Annotated in this window: 15 protein-coding genes and 1 pseudogene; 14 read left to right on the forward strand and 2 right to left on the reverse strand. The window is 37.6% G+C overall.

What is annotated here, in order from left to right:
* The first annotated feature begins 30 nt into the window (after nucleotides 1-30).
* From DWZ61_RS04525 to DWZ61_RS04540, 4 genes are all read left to right on the forward strand, one after another.
* The gene (locus DWZ61_RS04525; RefSeq protein WP_118537569.1) at nucleotides 31-924 is read left to right on the forward strand and encodes a type I CRISPR-associated protein Cas7; all 894 of its coding nucleotides are present in this window, start codon (nucleotides 31-33) and stop codon (nucleotides 922-924) included.
* A gap of 1981 nt (nucleotides 925-2905) precedes the next feature.
* Nucleotides 2906-3181 carry a hypothetical protein gene (locus DWZ61_RS04530; RefSeq protein ID WP_118537570.1) on the forward strand — a complete coding sequence of 92 codons (276 nt, stop codon included), beginning with the start codon at nucleotides 2906-2908 and terminating at the stop codon, nucleotides 3179-3181.
* Between the two features lie 796 nt (nucleotides 3182-3977).
* Nucleotides 3978-4934: a hypothetical protein gene (locus DWZ61_RS04535; RefSeq protein ID WP_147354673.1), complete on the forward strand. Its 957-nt coding sequence runs from the start codon at nucleotides 3978-3980 to the stop codon at nucleotides 4932-4934.
* A 98-nt stretch (nucleotides 4935-5032) separates the two neighbouring features.
* Entirely contained in the window at nucleotides 5033-6400 is a 1368-nt protein-coding gene (locus tag DWZ61_RS04540) for an N-6 DNA methylase (protein ID WP_118537572.1), read from the forward strand.
* Nucleotides 6401-6492: 92 nt separating this feature from the next.
* Here the strand turns inward: DWZ61_RS04540 and DWZ61_RS04545 are convergent.
* Together DWZ61_RS04545 and DWZ61_RS20450 are read right to left on the reverse strand one after the other, a co-directional pair.
* Nucleotides 6493-7587 (reverse strand): annotated as a pseudogene (locus DWZ61_RS04545) (IS110 family transposase); the annotation flags it as partial.
* 27 nt (nucleotides 7588-7614) lie between these two features.
* Nucleotides 7615-7767, reverse strand: a complete 153-nt coding sequence (locus DWZ61_RS20450; protein WP_347475412.1) for a hypothetical protein — start codon at nucleotides 7765-7767, stop codon at nucleotides 7615-7617.
* A gap of 295 nt (nucleotides 7768-8062) precedes the next feature.
* Between DWZ61_RS20450 and DWZ61_RS04550 the strand changes: the two genes are divergently transcribed.
* The 10 genes from DWZ61_RS04550 to DWZ61_RS04595 all read left to right on the forward strand — a co-directional run bounded on the left by DWZ61_RS04550 (nucleotide 8063) and on the right by DWZ61_RS04595 (nucleotide 20178).
* Entirely contained in the window at nucleotides 8063-9043 is a 981-nt protein-coding gene (locus DWZ61_RS04550) for a BsuBI/PstI family type II restriction endonuclease (protein ID WP_182426986.1), read from the forward strand.
* 108 nt (nucleotides 9044-9151) lie between these two features.
* Nucleotides 9152-13678, forward strand: coding sequence for an InlB B-repeat-containing protein (locus DWZ61_RS04555; RefSeq protein WP_118537574.1), 4527 nt, complete (start codon nucleotides 9152-9154; stop codon nucleotides 13676-13678).
* A 72-nt stretch (nucleotides 13679-13750) separates the two neighbouring features.
* Nucleotides 13751-14245, forward strand: coding sequence for a hypothetical protein (locus tag DWZ61_RS04560; RefSeq protein ID WP_118537575.1), 495 nt, complete (start codon nucleotides 13751-13753; stop codon nucleotides 14243-14245).
* 181 nt (nucleotides 14246-14426) lie between these two features.
* Nucleotides 14427-14825 carry a hypothetical protein gene (locus tag DWZ61_RS04565; RefSeq protein ID WP_118537576.1) on the forward strand — a complete coding sequence of 133 codons (399 nt, stop codon included), beginning with the start codon at nucleotides 14427-14429 and terminating at the stop codon, nucleotides 14823-14825.
* 15 nt (nucleotides 14826-14840) lie between these two features.
* On the forward strand, nucleotides 14841-15236 hold the full coding sequence (locus DWZ61_RS04570) for a hypothetical protein (protein ID WP_118537577.1): 396 nt from the start codon (nucleotides 14841-14843) through the stop codon (nucleotides 15234-15236).
* Nucleotides 15229-15438: a hypothetical protein gene (locus DWZ61_RS04575; RefSeq protein ID WP_118537578.1), complete on the forward strand. Its 210-nt coding sequence runs from the start codon at nucleotides 15229-15231 to the stop codon at nucleotides 15436-15438. Before DWZ61_RS04570 ends, DWZ61_RS04575 begins: the two co-directional genes overlap by 8 nt.
* A gap of 317 nt (nucleotides 15439-15755) precedes the next feature.
* Entirely contained in the window at nucleotides 15756-17096 is a 1341-nt protein-coding gene (locus DWZ61_RS04580) for an IS200/IS605 family element transposase accessory protein TnpB (protein WP_118537579.1), read from the forward strand.
* Nucleotides 17097-17516: 420 nt separating this feature from the next.
* Nucleotides 17517-17783 carry a hypothetical protein gene (locus DWZ61_RS04585; protein ID WP_147354674.1) on the forward strand — a complete coding sequence of 89 codons (267 nt, stop codon included), beginning with the start codon at nucleotides 17517-17519 and terminating at the stop codon, nucleotides 17781-17783.
* A 134-nt stretch (nucleotides 17784-17917) separates the two neighbouring features.
* Nucleotides 17918-19606: a methyl-accepting chemotaxis protein gene (locus tag DWZ61_RS04590; protein ID WP_118537581.1), complete on the forward strand. Its 1689-nt coding sequence runs from the start codon at nucleotides 17918-17920 to the stop codon at nucleotides 19604-19606.
* A gap of 290 nt (nucleotides 19607-19896) precedes the next feature.
* Entirely contained in the window at nucleotides 19897-20178 is a 282-nt protein-coding gene (locus tag DWZ61_RS04595; RefSeq protein WP_118537582.1) for a hypothetical protein, read from the forward strand.
* Nucleotides 20179-20181: the final 3 nt, after the last annotated feature.

The following is a 20181-nucleotide window of genomic DNA, read 5'->3' on the forward strand; positions in this document are numbered from 1 at the left end:
CATATTACATAACAAAAGGAGAATAATATTATGAAATTCAGAAACATTCCTATCGACGCAAATTGCACTTATGACTTTGTATTACTTAATTCATGTACTTACAGTAATCCCAATGGCGATCCGGATTTTGATAATCAGCCCAGACGGAATCCAGAAACAGGATGTGGAGAGATTACAAATGACTGCTTGAAGAGAAAAATCAGAGATCGTATTATCCAGCTTGCGGAAATGGGAGAAATTGATACTGAAAAGAATAAGATTTTTATTCAGCCGGAGATCTATCTGAATGCAATTACGGACCAGGTTGCCGATATGTTCCCCGCAACGGATAAGAAAAGCAAAGTCGATTCCGTATCTGCTGTTAATTATATGTTGAATCATTTTTATGATGTCCGTATGTTTGGTGCAGTTTTAAGCACTGGTAAAATGAAGGATACAAATGCACATGTAACCGGAGCTGTTCAGATCAACTATGGTGTCAGCGAGGATCCTATTTATATCCGTCAGACCAAGTGCGTAAGAAATGCACATACAACAGAGGCCCGCGGAGAAAATGCCGGAGGAGAATTTGCTACAAAGCCCGTTGTAGAATTTGGTTTGTATAAGGCATTTGGCAGATATATGGCATGTCAGGGAAAAAAGAATGCAGTAACAGATGAAGATCTTGCGCTGCTCTTTGAAACTATTTGTTCCATGTATGACAATGATCTGTCTGCATGCAGAAACGGCATGTGTACAGAAAAGCTTATCGTATTCAAACACGGTAATGAAAGAGCTACCGGATCTCTTAAAAAGTATGCAGACCGAGTAAAAATCGAAAAGGTAAATGACGAAGATTATCCTCATTCCATGGATGATTATAATATCAGCGTAAATATGGAAAATATGCCGGAAGATGTCGAAGTATTTGTTATCGATCTGTAAAAGGATTAAGGTGCGGATTGGAAGTGAACAGGAAATTACCGGGAGATCCGCACCTTAAATATAAAAAATCAGGTGAGATATTATAATGTTATGTACGTAGTGAAGATAGATTGTACAATATTTTGGTTTGAGTAATATTATTTGTCTATATATTGCCGACGCTCCCTATACGGGAGCGTGAATTGTAATTAACATATTAATTATGAAGATAGTAGCTACCTGTGACGCTCCCTATACGGGAGCGTGAATTGTAAAATGTATACGCCAATACCAAGATCTATGGGGCGCTCCATACATGGGAGTGTGAATTGTAATATCTAAAATAATAAATTAGCATTTTTGCTATTATGGCGCTCCCTATGCGGGAGCGTGAATTGAAATGAACCTTAAAATAGCTCCTATTACACTCAAAACAGCACCTATTATAGCGCTCCTACGTTGGAACGTGAATTGTAATGGCTTCGTTATTCAGCATAGTTTTCGCTTTCAAGACAATCTATTGCTAGAATGTGAACTGTAATATCAGAAAAATTTCGTACTGAGCGAATCGATATAGCACTCCAAGTAAGGGGCGTAAATTATAATAGGAAAGAGGAAATTGGCTTAATACAGACTAAAAAACGTTTCGGTACGGGAACGTGAATTGTAATCGGCTTCGAAATTCAGATACACTCATATAAACATATCGCTTCCTTTGTGGGAGCGTGAATTGCAATAGCAATGGCCAACATCTCGTATGCTTGTTTTTGACTCTTCCTTGTAGAAGAGTGAATTGTAATCTATACATATAGTGTTACACATTTTTGGATTGTGACACGCCCTTCGCAGGAGCGTGAATTGTAATACTTCTTCACGTGATTTAAGTAATTGGTTAGAAGGACGCTCCCTACGTGGGAGTGTGAATTGTAATTCCAATACGTTGATCTGGTAATATACATCTATGATTACGCTCCCTACATGGGAGCGTGAATTGAAACAAACCTCAAAGTAGCACCTATTATAGCGCTCCTACGTTGGAACGTGAATTGTAATCGGCTTCGAAATTCAGATACACTCATATAAGCATATCGCTTCCTTTGTGGGAGCGTGAATTGCAATAGCAATGGCCAACATCTCGTATGCTTGTTTTTGACTCTTCCTATGTAGAGGAGTGAATTGAAATTTCCTATATCCATCTTAAGAATGTTGTGGCACTTCCAAGGAATATGATGTTTGCATTTGGGCGTTCCTTATGCGGGAGTGTGAATTGTAATATATATAACATTATGTCATATTTTGATGGTGAAAGGCACTCCTTATGCAGAAGCGTGAATTGAAATTGAAAAGTGAAACTTCTTATGGAGGGTAGAACGCTTGGTATGAGAGCGTGAATTGTAATAAATCTTCATCAATTTGTTCTGAAAGTAAAGGCGCTCTTTTACAGGAGCGTGAATTGAAATAATAAAATCAATAAATATGCAAGGCAAACAAGTGCCGCTTCCAGTACGGAGCGTGAATTGTAATTGCAATGCAAGAAAAACATGTTAAGAAATATCAAAGAAAGAGAGATCCGGAATAGAAGCCGGATCTTTTTCCTGCAAATAGAGTCTCAGGATGTTGTAGACTTCCACACAATCGGCATTTCAGCTACGATCTCCGTCCTGGTACAGACCGCAATGGCACCTGTTGGATTTTACGGTATACTACTTTGAGACCTCCGGCTGCAGCGGACTTACCTGGCTGGAATAATTTTCTTTCTGTTTAATAAATGCAGGAAAAATTAACCCTCGAAGGGAATATTGTCATCAATGTCGGCGTTTTCGGGCACGCCGACAATATCAATAATATGTAAAATAGAAGAGTGAATTATTTCGCTCTTTTATTTTTGTAAAAAATCCTCTATATTATTTTTCTTTCATAATAGCAGTGAATCTATTTGTCAATGGAAATTTGCATTTATTTTCTTTCATAATAATAAAAATGAAAATCGGAGGAATTTTTTATGGAAGAAAGAATAAAAAACAAACTGAGAATAAAATTCGGAATAGATAATGATTATGAAAACTATCGTGGTGTACATTATTACGAGGATATAACTATATCTAACATCCTCCTGGATGAAGTTACCGGAAAATTCACCGTTCATTTCGATCGTGTCTTAAAAACTGTGACCGAAGACGAATATGGCAATGACCTGGGCGCATGGAATGACAAAATCGAAAGAACATCTATGGTTGCAACATTTAACGAAAAATTTGAAATTTTGTCTATTGCCTAATATGAGAAGAGCGAATGTGTTATTCGCTCTTTTTTGTGCAGAAATTTCCACTCTATAAAACTGGTTGTTTTAATACAGAAGAACAGAAGACCACATGGTAGTTAATGTTACATACGGATGTGCGGTAAACTATAAGATTTTCTTTCATACATATAGCATACCATAAAATCAGAAAGAAACTCCTGTATGGAGTTGCTTGCGTTTTCATCTCGGCGATTGAATAACCGAGGATTCTCGCTTAATGTCCTAACAATCGTAAGGGAATAGGCGCTCCCGGTACGGAGTGTGAATTGTAATTGCAATGCAAGAAAAACATGCCGAGGGAGTATATTTTCCATGTATAATCTCGTGCTAGAATTATTTACACAAAAAAGGCACTCATTACAGAGTACCTTTTTTCAAGTTTATAGCATATTTAATATTTCTGATTAAAATGCAGGACCTCCGCCGCCATTCATACAATATTCCTCCTTTCCTTTTGTATTATTACATTAGGCAAGCGACATATATACAATATATAACTCCTTGCTATCGATCTAATATTAATATGTCAGAGTTTTTCAGCAAAGAATTCTATCATATTAATTGTGGAATCATAAAATAGCAAGAAGGAGAAAAATATATGACTCACTTCGCTGTAACAATTTTAGATCCGTGATAAATTTTAACACAAAAATTTCCATGCAGAAATTTGTATTCCTTTGAATATGTGTTATAATGAATTTATCAAATGGATCACAACTAAACAATACAACATATATTTGGAGGTAATCAAATGAAAAAGAAAGTATTAACAATGGTCCTTGCCGGGATCATGATCATGTCTATGACAGCCTGTGGTAATAAGGCCACAGAAGCAACAGAGACAGCGACTACCGAAACTGTCGTTGAAACTGCTGAGACAACTGAAGAAAGCAGTCTTGAAGAAACCAAGGAAGATAAGCCGGTTAATACCGCGGAAGCAGTAGATGCCGCACAGTCAACAATTGCCGCTGCAACAACGGAAGCTCCTAAGACATCAGAAAAGCCAAAGGAGACATCGGCACCTGCGACGACAGCAAAGCCGACAGCAACCCCGAAGGCAACAACTGCTTCGAATAGTAGCGGGAAAACAGGTAGCGTAGCAACTGCTTCAAATAAGACTACAGCAACAGCAAAGCCTGGATCTACGGCAAAACCCACTGCGACAGCAAAACCGAAAGCGACTACCAAACCTACGGAAACGGCAAAACCGGCAGCAACTCCTCAGCCCACAGCCAAACCTGCTGCAACCGCAACTCCTCAGCCTGCGTGTGCTCATACATCCTGCAGAAGCGTAGCAGTTGTAGAAGCTAATTGTCAGCATGATGGATACGGAGAATTGTATTGTAATCTTTGTGGAGAATATCTTGGAAAAGATTATTATCCTCAAGGTGGTCATGGTAGTACAACCAGACATACTACAACAGAACCCACATGTACATCCGGCGGCTGGTGGGAAGAAACCTGTGACTTATGCGGAGCAGTAATTAATAGTGGATCCATTGATTCTCTTGGATGCGTAGATAATGGCGACGGCTGGTGCAGCCGCTGCGGAGCCGAGTTAAGAGATCATTCTCAGCCCGATGTACCTTCCGTTGATGATGTATTAAAGGATCTTTATGGTGATACTCCCACACCAGCTCCTGATACGGAATCTGAGGCAAATAGTTCCGACACGTCTACCACAAGTGAAGAAAATAGCGTAGACACATCCGATGACGTAATTGCATAAGATTGATAAATAAAAGAGTCTCTGCGGAGGCTCTTTTATTTGACTTTCCTTTAACCACTGTTTATAATGAACATATATTCGAATTTTATGGAGGTAATATGCTCGGATATATTTATGAAGAAACAACTAAATATATGAAAAACGAGGGAAAAGATGTCCGAAAGAAAAAAGGACAGTTCTTTACTCCTGTGAATATTGCCGCCTATATGGGGAAATGGACCATGGCAAAAGAGCATCTGGATATACTGGATGCCGGAGCCGGGAGCGGAATACTAACAGCGGGAATCATGGAACATCTTTTAGCGCTTGACGGCTGCCGAAGCATAAAAGTCACTTTCGTTGAAAATGATCCTATTATTCTTCCATTACTGAAGAAAAATGCCGACTATATACAAAATATCTGTGAAAACCATAATATTATATTTCGTTATACGATATGGTCTGACAGTTTTTTTGCCATAGATATATCGCAGAAATATGACATAGTTATATCTAACCCTCCGTATAAGAAAATAGCGAAAAACTCTAAAGAAGCTATTGCCATGAAAGATTATGTTTACGGCCAGCCAAATTTATATGGTCTTTTTATGGCGAAAGGGTTGGAGTTGTTAAAGGAAGATGGTCAATATATCTATATTACGCCACGTTCCTGGGTATCCGGACTTTATTATACCGAAGTACGGAAGGCTATTTTAAAAACAGATATAGAAAAAATCCATATTTTCTCAGACCGAGATACTGTTTTTTCAGGAGAACAAGTCTTGCAGGAAACAATGATCCTTTTTGGAAAAAAGGAAAAAGAACAAATAGAGAAAATTGAGATTAATGTTTCCAGTGATTCTTACATGCAGCTAGAAAAGACACTTTCGGTTCCTGCGGATTTGATAAAGTCGGTAGGAGAGGAAAGTTATCTGTTAATCCCGACAAATGAAGATGATATTCGTATTATACGGGATATGAGTAATATTACTGATACTTTCGATAGTCTTGGTTATCAGTTTAAGACAGGTCCGGTTGTGGAATTTCGCGCAAAAGAAATGATATCAGAAGAGCCTAAAGACGGATATATACCAATGTTCCGTCCAAGCAATGTAAACGGTGGAAGATTAAAATTTCCCGTATATAGTGGAAAAGCTCAATACATTTCCGGAAAAGCAACCAAGCTGTTGGTTCGAAATGCAAACTCGGTTTTTGTAAAACGGCTTACTGCGAAAGAAGAAAAACGCCGCCTTCAATCCTGTTGCTATATTAGTAAAAATAATAAAGAATATATTTCCATAGAAAACCATGTAAATTATTTGGTAAAAAAAGACGGAACTCCACTTTCTCAAAAAGAAGCTGAAAATATTCATAAAATTTTATCAAGTGATGAATATGATGTTTATTTCCGGCTTATAAACGGCAGTACGCAGGTAAATGCGAGGGAACTGAATTACTTCCCTTTAAGAAAAGAGGAAATAGTGTGAAAGAAAGTAGAGGAAAGCCATAAACTGGCGCACTTGAATAAGCTGTCTAAGGCAGGCAACTTTTTGAAGTGTTATAGAGTTAAAAAATTGGATTAAGAAGCTAATGGCTCATCAGGAGGAAGGAGTCCCTCCCGCTGCAACAGTTTCTTAGCCTGCTTGATAGCTTTTGCCTTTTGTTTTTCAACAAGAGCTACAGGCATATCGATTTTATAAAGGTCGCTCGGATTCCACTGCTCGCCAGTAGACAGCATCTGGTAGATGGCGGTAAGAATCATACGGGCAATTGCGATAATGGCTCTTTTCTTGCCACGACGTTTAACAAGAGATTCATATTTCTTTTTGTAGTAAGGAGATTTGTCAGATTTTACGGCTGCATGAGCACACCGTACTAATGCAGGTTTGAGGTAGACTCCGGCACGTGTAATCCGAACAGATTTCTTCTTACCAGCAGATTCATTGCTGCCAGGTGTTAAACCAGCCCAGCAACATAAACGTTTGGAACTTGAGAACTGAGACATATCCGTACCGGTTTCGGAGATGATAGTGATTGCACTATCACGTTTGACACCCGGAATGGTACAGAGGAACTGGACAGCATTTTCAAAATCAGGATTAGAAGAAATCATATTTTCTATCATTTTATCAACATCGTTGATTTCGGCTGTGATATAATCCATATGTGCGCGGACAAGACGCATACGGTATTTTTGGGCATCAGTCATCTGATATCCTTCGACGGATTCTATAACAGCATCTTCTTTGGATTTGAGGCTCCGAAGAAGTTTAGATGCGATTTCTTCGTGGTTAATGGATGTACCCGATTGTTCAAGCAGATAGTCGATAATAGACGTGGATGACTTCCCAAAGATATCGGAAACAATAGAATCTAATGCAACATTACAGACAGTAAGAGCATTCTGGTATCTATTCTTTTCACTTGAACGGCAGGAAACAAGCTTGTAGCGATAGCGAGTGTATTCCCTGAGAATACGGACTTTCTTACAAGGAATATAGCTGCCCTTGACAAGGCCAAGACGGAACAAATCCCCAATCCATTTAGAATCTTTGGTATCATCTTTGTTGCCTTTCACTGCCTTTACCCATTTAGGATTGGCAATGACAACATTGATTTTATCTTCCAGAAGATTAAAGACAGGAACCCAGTATTTACCAGTGGATTCCATACAGACATCATGGCAGTGATTGTCAAGAAGCTATTGCTTGAATTCAAGAATTGAATTGTTAAAGGTGGAAAAGCGTTTCTTTTGGTAAGAAGGTTCAATGCCACCAGTAGTTTTTACAATTGTGGCAACGAGAAAAGATTTATGAACATCGACACCACAACAGGTTTGATAAGTAACTTTCATAGACGGACTCCTTTCACAAATGATAAGAAGCCATTGACTGAACTGCCACACAATTAAACCAAGGTGCTTAAACAATTCTTAGTGTACGGATTCATAATACCACTTATTTGTGCTTGAAAAGGCAGAACTTACACTGATTAGTATGCTGTCTAAAACGAAGAAAGTTGTTACAACTTATCCTCCCGTGCTTTGTAGTGTAGCTTCTTACAAACTATTTTAAAGCACAACGTAAAGAGTTAAAACACTTTCATTACTATTTGTGCCGCCGGCTGAAGGCGGCGGAATGGAGATTAGTATGAAAAAGAATATAGAAGACTATAATTATAACTGTCTGAACGAAGCTAGGAATATTTTAAAAAGTATTGGAATGCCACCACAGTTATATAATCCAAGGTGTGCAATGACATTGGCTGCATGTGCGGAAATCAAACCGGGAATGAAATGGAAATATGCTTCTGAGAACTATCATGGAACCCACGATATTATCCGGTTTATCAATGAGAATTTTCCAAACAAAGCTGGTTTGGATAAACAGGGATATCAGGAGAATTCACGGGAAACATTTCGGGATGAAACACTGAAGAAATATGTGGCAGCCGCTATTATGGAAACAAAATTTGGACTTGCCTCAAACGATAAAAATAATTCCTATCGATTTACAGCACAGTTTGCGGCACTTTTGCGGACTTATGGAACGGACCGATGGCAAGAGGAACTAAATCACTTTCTATCAACACATACCGTATACAGCGAAAAACTAAAACAGGTCAAGGATATAGAGAAAGGATATCCTGTTAATTTTGGAAAATTATCGTTTTCTTTGGGAAGATCCCTTCATAATAAGCTCCAAAAACAGATACTGGAAGAGTTTGTACCTCTTTTTGCATCAGGAGCGGAATTATTATATATCGGCGATACATCTGACCGGCAATTATGCAGAAATGATGCCGTATTAAATGAGGTGGGCATATCTGTATTCTCAGAGTCTACAAAAATGCCGGATATTGTTTTGTATGACAGGAAACACAAACGAATAATTTTTATAGAAGCATACTCCAGCACGGGAGAATTCAACATTGACCGTGTTGAGGAAATCAAAAAGTGCTGTCATTGTGGATCGGATATAGAAGTTTCATTTATCACAGCCTTCGCAACAACCAAAAAGATGCTCAGTGTTTATCCTAAAATTGCCTGGGATACCGAAATATGGGTGGAAGAAGACAAAACTCATATGACTCACAAAAACGGGGATAAATATTTAGGCAGAAAATTATAAGAAAAAGGAGTTTCCTACGGGAAGCTCTTTTTTATGCAGATTTTCCGTTCTTTCAATCTTTCTGTCATATTAATTAAGAGATGATTAAAAAAAGAAAGGAGAATCGGTATGGGAAAACTTAAGACTAAATTGCTTTTTCCGTTACTGGCTGCAGGTATTTTAATAAGCGGAATGACAGTTTCTGCAAATACCGGAATTGAAAGATCTTCAACAGGGGAAGCTTTTACTCTGGACCGTTATAATGGAAATATCTATGAAGGTAAAATGGGAGAAGAGGTATATTTCAAACCCGTTACTTTAACAAAGACTGAAAAAGGGCAACATTTATATGCAGCTGAATACACGGGAAATGTGTCAATTTCAAAATGGACAATAGAATATCCTGAACATTATTGCATTCATGCATCTTATCCAGATGGAAATAACTGGAAGGGGTTTTCTTTTGGCAGACAATCATGTAAAACAACAAAATGCCAACCCGGCTGGATAGCCACATGCGCTAAATGTGGTAGAGAAATAGGTATCTTATTCTATTCATCAAAAGATACAATTAGCCAATTAAAAACTTTATCAACTGGCGATTGTTATGTATCAAATTGCGTTGATCCAAAATGCAATAATCTGGAGACAGCTACATATATTAGCCATAAATGTGATGAAGTATCATGGAATAAATATATTATTCAGTATGTTGGGAATGGAGCAAATGGTGGATTTATATCTGATAGTCACCATTATTATAATAATTACACGACTTACGAAGGTCAAACAATTACTCCACAAAAAAAGTTATCCGTAAATACTTTTTATAGAACAGGATATGTCTTTACTGGGTGGAATACAAAACCTGACGGAAGTGGCATTACTTTAGCTGATGAAGAAGATTTCCTTATCGTTCAAAATAAATTAGATCTTGGTGATAAAAACAATAACACAAGAATTAAAGTATATGCTCAGTGGAAACCTGCTTATTCCACTCTGATAATCGATCCTAATGGCGGATCATACAATGGAGAAACTACGATTACACAACGTTTTCGTACTGTTTATTCGCTTGATCCAAATAAATTGACACCACCTGCTGGACCAATAGTTACATATGATACACAAGGCGGAAATAAGATTGAGCCAACGCACACAACAACTCATTTTTCCGGATGGACATTTACTGATCCATTACATGGTGTATTTGTTTCTGCGTCAAATCGCTATGCTTTTGGATTGTACGATGCTAATAATATTTTTTCAGAAATGAAATCTGTCTGGTATGATGGATGCATTGATACAGCTATAGCACAATATGCCGGCGATAGCTTTAAACTTCCAGAGGCAACCTATCCGAATGGAGATGATCCAACGGATCAGAAAAGATTTGGTGGATGGTATGCCGATCCTGAATGTGAAATATTTATAGGTGGCCCTGGGGATGATTTTTCGACAGATGAAGATATAACATTATATGCAAAGTGGTCAACACTTCATGCAGACAGCGTAGAAAACTGGACTGCAAATAATGAAAAAGGAGCTATAGACTTATCATGGATCCAGACAGATTCAGCTGATAAAGTATTTAAAATATATCAGAAAAAAGAAAACGGAAATTGGATTGAAGTAAAAAGCGCAAATTCAATTCAAAATAATGTCGATAGTGTAGAAAAAACTTTTTACAGAAATAGTGATTCTGCTAATTCAGAGCAAGTATATATTGTTCCGTACAGTGGATTATACAATTTTAAGTTAACTGGAGCTCAAGGCGGAAAATATGGCAATTATTCCGGTGGTGCAGGAGGCACTGTGACAGGCCGCATTTATTTCTATGAAGGTGAAAAAGTCTATGTAGGTGTTGGTTCTCAAGATGGTAAAGGTAAATATTTTTCTGGAGGATCAGCAACGTCTTATGGAAATGGTGGATCAGCATCTTATCTGAGGACGGACAGACTCGGTATTTTTGCCATAGCTGGTGGCGGTGGCGGTGCAACCATGATGGGCAACGGCAATGCAGCTAATTCTGGAAGCTATAGAGCTGATGGCAATGGATCCGGAGAAAACGGAATGGCCGGTGGCGGTGGCGGAAATATCGGAGGAAAACAAGGAACTGCAGTAGTGCACCACCATAGCAGTTCATGTTATCAGGATTTATCATATATACCTGCATTTGGAAACTGGGAATCTCATATGTGGGGACATAGTTGTTTTGATTCCTCAGGCATAAATTCTTATCAATATAACGGACATACATCAGATGATGATGATTATAGTACTTGTACAGTAAGAGTTGGTTGGTCCAGAGAATGTCATATTGTTGAAAACAAAGCAAATTGGTGGAATGTCTCTGGATATAAAGGAATTCCCACCAATGGCAATACGACATTGAATCTTTCATATTTTTGCGAAGGATGGGGTGATGTAGGAGACAATATTGTGAACACCAATTGGCTGCCCGATGAAGAGCAACCGTCTGAATTTGTAATTTTGGATCAAAATGGTACAAAAATTGCACAGGGAAAATTTAGAGATTATCCTTTTACTGATAATTTTACCTGGAATGGTAATAATCATGTTGGAAGTAGCGAATTCTATCAAAACTTAAATATTGCTTTACCAGAAGGAACTACACATATTTACGTACATCTTAATTTCCATTTAAGAGGAAGTGTTTGGTTTACTGCTGGAATTAAAGGATTAAGCTTTAGTGGTGGTAAAAAATTAGCTTGTGGATACACAGAAGGTCAAGTTGTATCTGCTTACCCTTCGTATGGAGGCAGTAACGGATTACGCGTTAATACACAAGAGGGTAAAATTTATTTTGGTAAAACTGATTATGCAAGCACGCAAACTGGAAATGGATATGTATCTATTACGGCGGCAGAGCTTGGATTATATAAGGATAATGAACTGAAAGGAATCATAGCAACGGATGAAGCTATGCCTAATATGCCTGTCCTTAAAAGAAAACCTGTAGAAGATGATAATGATTATTCTAAGGCAACAGTAGTTTGGAATAATCCCGGTGATAACGGAACAACATATCAGCACCAGGTAAAATCTTTCTACACCGAGACCATGGCCCCAATGTTGGAATCAAATATCACAACAGATGTTATGACCTCTGGTGTTAAAGGTTATGTTATTCTGGTTGATGAAAATGAAGATACGATTGTCACAAAAGATAATGGTATATATCAAACTGAGACCAGCTATATTGTTTCATTGTCTGATAAAACTACAAAATATATCCATGTAGCAGCAGTAGATGGTGCAGGTAATGTTAGTGCTACGGCTCATTTGAAAATCAGCAGTACTATGTCGGACGATGGACAAGTATTTTATCCTATTGAAACAACTCCAATTTCCGTTAGAGGAATGGATGATAATGTATATGAAAAAGACGGATCTTATTTTGTGAAGGCAGACGGAATAACTCCCTTCTACCTGAAAACAAATGGCTTAATAAGTGAAATTGGAGATGCAGTTGCCTCCAAAAACTATCAGATAAATGCATTATCCTATATTATTGATAAATCCGGGGCTAAACAAAAGTTAAGTTATTATAGAGAAAATGATGATAGTGATATTTCTAAAATCAGCATTGATGATGTTAAAAAATCAGTCATTGGAGTAGATAATGAAAGTTATATCAAAGATGCGTCATTTTTCGAAATGTCCCGATATAACAATTTGCGTAATGTATCACTTGATGCAGCTTATTCCATGGACTCTGTTTACAACAACACAGAATTTGTCATAACACCACAAGCCATGGCATATCAAACAACAGATAAATACAATAACAGCTCTTACACGTATTCAGACGATGCCGCTGATGCTTTGAATAAAATCGTATTGATTGCTGACGGAAAAGCACCTCAGCTTTCTGGCGAAGGATATGAATTTTTAAAAGATTTTGACAATATTGATATCTCAAAGTATCCGGACAATTATGAAATCACTTTAGAGGCAAAAGATGATGAAAGTGGTTTAAAAGAGTTTTATGTTGTCGTTGAAAATCAGGATAATAATGCAACACATACTTATCCAGGTATCATTTCTAGTGATGATAAGACTGGTACGGTTACCATCAATATCATAAATGATGATTTGTTATTTAAGGGTGATATAAATTTCTTGATTTATGTATCAGATAACGTGGGAAATATCACGGAAGAGTCTAAAGGCCTTGGAGAATTTTCTCTTCATACAAAACTGGTAGGAAAAAGCGGTTCGGATACTGTAGCAGATAATGGATATATCACATTCAAAAAAGGCGAAACAGGAGTTCTGATTGTAAGAACAAGCGGATATGCGGATCAGTTGCAGGTAAAATTCCCTAGTGAATTTTCCAAGAGCGGATTCGAAACAATCAAAAATTATTTTTATGAAAAACCGATTGGCTCCGGAGACACTAACGAGGAAGATCTTCAGAGATTTGGTATCCGGACAGAAGTAATTAAATTCCCGATTCCTTATGATATTGAAGATCGAGATAACTACGATATCGAAATAACTGCTTTTAAAAATGGAGAAAGTGTAAGCGTTAACGAAGGTGTGACAGTAAGGACCTTATCAGAACACCAGAAATTCAATGTCAAAGATAGTTTATTAGATGGTATGAGAACTTATATCATTCAAAACTAAATTAACCAAAAGAAGAGCATCGGCAAAACCGATGCTTTTCTTTCATATTAATTAAGAAAAAGGAGGTTTTTTATGCAGAGTATTTTATCAAACCCGCTCATAGTTACTTTACTAATATTTGTGGCAAGCTTATTCCTTACAATTTTCATCGATTTTCTGGTTTCTATATGGGAAAAACACTCAAAAAAGAAAAAGTATAGAAAAAATATCGAAGCATTAGAAAAGCAATGGGAAGAAAATCAGGTAATAAGAAATCGATTTTTAAATGAATATCATATCCCACAATCCACATTTGATTTAAAAGATAAAGAAAAAGATGTTTTGCTCATTTATCTTACCAATGTCATTTCTGGATTAAATGTTTATCGTTCGCCGTCTACAAAGTATAATAATGAGCCATGGATACCATATCCAAATCCGGCCGTTATTTTTATCAATAAATATGTTATATGTACGCATACCTTTAACCATTGCCTGGAAATAGTTGATAATTTAAAGAAGGCTGGAATAAATGTAGCGGCGGATTCTTTCGAACTTGAAGAAAAAATTTCAAAAGGAAAATTGTAATTATTAAGAAAGATTTTCTTGGTTAGAAGGTCTTTTTAGTGCAAAAAAGTTGAGAAAACAAATTGTATTATAGTATAGGATTCCATATATTTTATAAGAGTATACGGCAGATTTGATTGTAATAATACATTTCTTTTTTTCTGTCATAATAATTTTATCTAAAGAGAGAAGGAGGAAAATTATGTGTCAGTTAATCTATAAAGATGGACGAGTTAGGATTAAACCAAAGTCTAAAGTGAATGCAAAGGAAGCAATTTTTGAAGATAAAGAAATGGCAATGGAATTCGCATATTGCCGGTTCGATGAAATCATGGAAGAAATTGGGTTTTACGTATATGACTATAAAGATTTCTCATCAGAATTAAAATATCATGCGGATCCAGAAGAAACCCATTATGCATTTGAAAAAATTCTTTGTTTAATTGCCCCTTTTGTAGAATGTGGTAGTTACATGGAGTTTGCCGATAATAAGGGTAATCTTAAACGCTATGTATTCGATGGTGAAAATATGATAAGACAGGAACCACAGATCACATGGCCAGAGCTTCCCGGAATGCAGAAATCGAATTTCGTTGCATAAAACAAGGAGGATTTGATGGATTATTTGGTAAAAATCGAAAAAGCAAAAGCTAAATCAAAATATGATGCATTAAAGGTATTGGAAAAAGAATATGTTCGGCTTATTGAGAAATATGAAAAGCTGGCTGTAAAAGAAAGAGAAAAAGTGAATCAGGTATATGTGTTGGTTCATGGAGAAAAATGCTTTTCCGAAGAAGATATCAATGCTTTTATCGAAGCGGATGTCATTACGGCAGAGCAGTCGGATCAGTATATCGAAAAGTTAAATCAGAAAAGAGAAATTGCCGGAGAAACAATGCAGCAGACAAGAAGCGAAGCTGTATGTGCAATTCTTAAAAAGGATTTGGCTAATTTATATGATGAAATCAAATATGATCTGGAACCAAAATTAACGGGAGGATTCGATGAATAGATATTTAATTTGTGCGGAGTATTATTTTTCTGAACCTCAATCATTTGAGATAGAAGCGGAAAATAAGACGGAGGCTATAGAAAAAGCTAAAAAGGATATTCGTATTATCGCGAACTACGGGAATATCATACCGGGTTCTTTGAAAATAATCAAAAAGTTACAGAAGGGAAAATGCTTTGAGAAAACCAAAGGTACAAAATAAGTATAATCTTAAGCCAAAGGACATTTGCAGAGCTGTGATTAGGATGAAAAACGGATTCATCAGAAGCCGTTCTGGCGAAATAATGTAGTAAGCGCATGGTGTTTATCAGAAGGGGTTGGCGAAGGTTATTTTGGCGGCTCCATAGATTCCTACTGGATTGGTTTCTATGATAAAGATGCAAAATCATATGCGGGAAAAATACGTCTTGATGTAATTGCCGCTGCACACTCGTGACTTTAGTCGTGAGTAAAACGGCCTACAAGCTTTATATCGACCACCAGAAGATCCAGTAATTTTCAGAAAGGAGACATTGTGGTATGAAGATATTTTCTTCCTACAGTGTGAAGATCAAACATTATAACCATATTTTCAAAGACACTGTAGCTATATACCGCAGTGCCGTGGATTATCTGATCGGTATGTGCATGGAAGAATGGGACACTGTTTCCGGCATCCAGGGAAATCTCCTTCGTCAGCAGTACATGGAACGCCTGTGTCATGCTACGGCCGATAATCCTGACCCGAAGTATACCGGTTTTGACAGAAGATTCTATAAGTTTCCCAGTTACCTGAGGCGCAGTGCGATCAGTGAGGCTATCGGTAAAGTATCCTCTTACAAAAGTAATCTAGCGAATTGGGAAGCATCTGATACTGGTATTCGGGGCCGGAAGCCTTCTTTTCCGAAAGTAGGATTCATTTATCCATGCCTGTATAAGACCGGTATGTATGAACAGACTGGGACCTACGAGGCCAGGATCAAAGTATATGTTCACAATACCTGGGACTGGATCACAGTAGATCTTCGTAAGTCTGATGTTGATTACATCACACGTAGATGCCAGTTCCGTAAGAAATGTGCTCCTACTCTCAGAAAACGGGGCCATGAATGGTATCTGGATTTTCCCTTTGAGGAAGAAACAGTTCTTGCGAATACAGATATATTTCATCAGACGATAGCTGCTGTTGACCTTGGTATTAATTCCACAGCTACGGTTTCCATCATGCATCCGGATGGCACGATCCTGGGCAGGCATTTCTGTAAGCTGCCCAGAGAATACGACTCTCTGAAGCATGCAACGAACCGGATCCGGAAGGCTCAGCAGCACGGTAATTTCAAAACACCCAGACTCTGGGCCATAGCGAAAGGTATCAACGATGATATTGCTGTCAAAACTGCCGGTTTCATCATAGATACCGCAGTACTCTATAATGTTGATACCATCGTCTTTGAACATCTGGACCGTAAAGGAAAGAAACGCGGTTCCGGAAAGCAGAAACTGCATTTGTGGCGCAGCCAGTATGTACAGTCCATGGTAGAGCATAAAGCCCACCGGCTCGGCATGCATGTCAGTCATATCTGTGCATGGGGAACCAGCCGGCTGGCCTTTGATGGATCCGGAAGAGTACTGCGTGGCCGGGAAGCAGATCTGGAATCTTACAGTGTCTGCCAGTTCCGGACCGGGAAGGTTTATAACTGTGACCTGAATGCTTCCTATAACATAGGAGCGAGGTATTACATAAGAGAAATCTTAAAATCCGTGCCTGTGAAGGTAAGGTTGGCGCTTGAGGCAAAAGTCCCTCAGGCTGCCATGAGAAGCACCTGCACGTTATCTGTGTTAATTAACCTGAATGCGGAGCTTGTGTCCATGGCGGCATAAGTATCTGAGTTTGGGCTGTATCATAGAAACGAAGTTCCCGTCTTCTAAAGAGACTACGTGTACAAAAGTACATTTATGGGAAACACGCGCCTTTAGTCGTGTGAGGCTTCACTGTTATGCTTACGAAGATATGGCATCATATACTTTCAAAAAGTTTTTTGATCCTGCGGAAATCGAGAATGAATGGGATCTTCAGTTGCAGGAAAAACTACTGAAACAGATTAATTGGTTAATTGACGAGAAAATTATTGAAATTCCAAGGAAAGAACGAAAAAAGCGTTGCAAGTAGCAGCGCTTTTTCTATATGTGTGCACAAAATCTGTCATATTAAATATAGAAAAAAGTAAAGGATAGAAAAACATGCACATTAAGAAGATATCTAAAAACAAGGAACCGTTCATAAAAATAACCTTTCGTTCTATGAAAGAATTAAAAGGATATCGTGATGGGATCCGTAATACCTGTAACACAGTAACTAAAAGTGGAAATATCTGCATATCAGCGGAAACTTTATTAAATGCATCTGATATTCTTAAAAAGCCGGCTAATTGTAATAAGGAAACGGGCGAGTCGTTTATAATATTATCAGCAGATGAAGTATCGCGAATGCTGCCGTTATTTTTCTGTATGACATCATATATATCAGATGTAACAAAAGAAAGAAATAAAAGCCCTAAAATTATCTAAAATGGAAGGAGTTAAATTAATATGTTTTTCTTCAAAAAGAAAGATCCGCCGCCGACATTAGAATCAGAAATCAAAAAAATTGTTAGATACATTAACGAAAATAGAAAAAATTACAAGCAAATGGAGGAATTAAGATGCAACCTAAAAAGAAAAATATTTTTTCGATGTACCGTGTATTATTTTTGGCGGTAACCTTACCACTTATTGTGGTTTTGATCAATGTAACAAATGTCTCAACAAGAGCCACATCAAGGGAAATTAAAAACCTTGCAAAGAATTATATGCTTTCCACTGTAAAACAGTGTGGAAGAAATATAGATTCAGCTATATTCAAAGGGACCGATCAGACGCTATCATATGATACATTAGCTGCAGAGGCTCCCGCTTATACAATCACAGATGTCGCTTCATCATATCTATATATTGTTGATGGACATACTGCTACGATGCTTTACCATCCAACAAAAGAAAAAGTTGGTAAATCAGTAGAAAATGAAGCAGTAAAAACGTTAATTTCTCAAATTAAGAACGGGAAACATCCAGAATCCGATATCATTGAATATGAATTTAACGGGACCCTTAAATATGCCGCTTATTGGGTAGGAATTAATGAAGAATATATAGCAGTAATCACGGCGGATGAATCAGATGTCTTAAGTGGAATCAGTAAAATCACACAGAATTCAATGATGGTATATGCTTCTTCAGTAATCTTTTGGATTATTATTGCATTATTTTCTGCCAGAGCTATCTGCAAACCGTTACAGAAGACAGTAGATATACTTGCGAATTTTGCAAAAGGAGATTTTACTGCAGATATAAAGATTCATTCTATTTTAAAGGAAACGAACCAGCTCATTGATGCAGCAATAAATCTAAAAGAGAATATGTCCAATAGTATTTCGAACGTAGATAAATCCTCTAAGAATCTATTACGGGATACGGATCGGGTGAATGATGCAATCAATTTATGTAACAGCGCTGCTGAGAATGTAAATATTGCTGTAAATGAAATATCTAACGGAGCCATGGATCTGGCTAATCATGCACAGAATATCAATACACAGATGGTGTCTGTTGGCGAAACTATCTCAGCGACAAATGATCTGGTTATTAGTGTTGAAGCGGCATCCGATCAGATTAAAATGATTTCCGATACAACCATGAATACATTGGAATCTTTGTTAAATGCAAATAAAGTAACGAATACGGCAGCGGAAGAAGTAGCGGGTAGCGTTATGGAAACAAATTCTGCTGTTCAAAAGATTAGTGAAGCAGCTACGATTATTGCATCCATTGCCGAACAAACAAATTTGCTTTCCTTGAATGCGTCTATTGAAGCAGCAAGAGCGGGCGAAGCCGGCCGAGGGTTCGCAGTAGTGGCAGGAGAAATTAAAAATCTGGCAGAACAGTCCAATGGATCCGCTAAGGAAATCAAAGAAATTATCGAAAACATTATTGCTATTTCCGAACGGAGCACAGCTTCCGCAGGAGCAATTAAAGAGGCCGTCTTTAAAGAAGAAAACGTTCTTAAAGATATGCATATTGATTTTGAAAAGGTTGTAAAGAGTATTAACGATGTATCCGGGGAAATCAATGAGATTGCTTCTAAAATGAATGAAATTAACACCAGTAAAGAGGCAATCATGGAAAGCACAGAATCTTTGTCTGCTATTTCCGAAGAAAACGCCGCATCTACGGAAGAAACAACGGCAACAATCACTGAGATGACAGCACAGATTTCCGCTATTGATGAACAGATGCGGGATGTTAAAAAGATAGTCGGTAAATTAAATGACGTTGTCGGCGTATTTATTGTGTGAACTACTCGGTTACTTGTAGCCGAACGGTTCACGATAGGAGATTTTTAAGGCAAATATCTTCGTGACGGGTATCTGTGAAATATAGCAAAAATTTTTGTGTAGAAGTTTGCATTATAAATTAATCTGTATTATAATGCAATTAACGGTAGATGAAGACCCACAGAGGGAGCACACCGTATAAGACCCCACAGAGGGGCAGTTAAATATCCCGGGTACTTTATGTATTCGGGATATTTTTATTATATTTTTTCTATCATAATAAAGATATATAGAAAACAGGAGGAATAACAATGAAAGAATACCGCATCAGTAATGAGTTGCGAAATTATATTTTCCTTGTTCTCAAGAGGCAGGGCATTCCTTACAAAACTAAAAGAGACGAATCCGGACAGCAGTATGTAGTTGTACCCATGAGCGGCGAGAGATTTCATAAAGTCGTTCTTCGGGCCCGCTGCGAAAAGCTGACTCAGGAAACAGGAATGTGCCATCTTACTAAAGAGGAAGCAAATGATCCGCTTTTTGTTCAGGCAATAATGCCGGACGGAGGAGCTTTTGTTGTATTAGGAAAATAGAAA

It is taken from the genome of Clostridium sp. AF34-10BH (assembly GCF_003478095.1).
GTDB lineage: Bacteria > Bacillota > Clostridia > Lachnospirales > Lachnospiraceae > Acetatifactor > Acetatifactor acetigignens.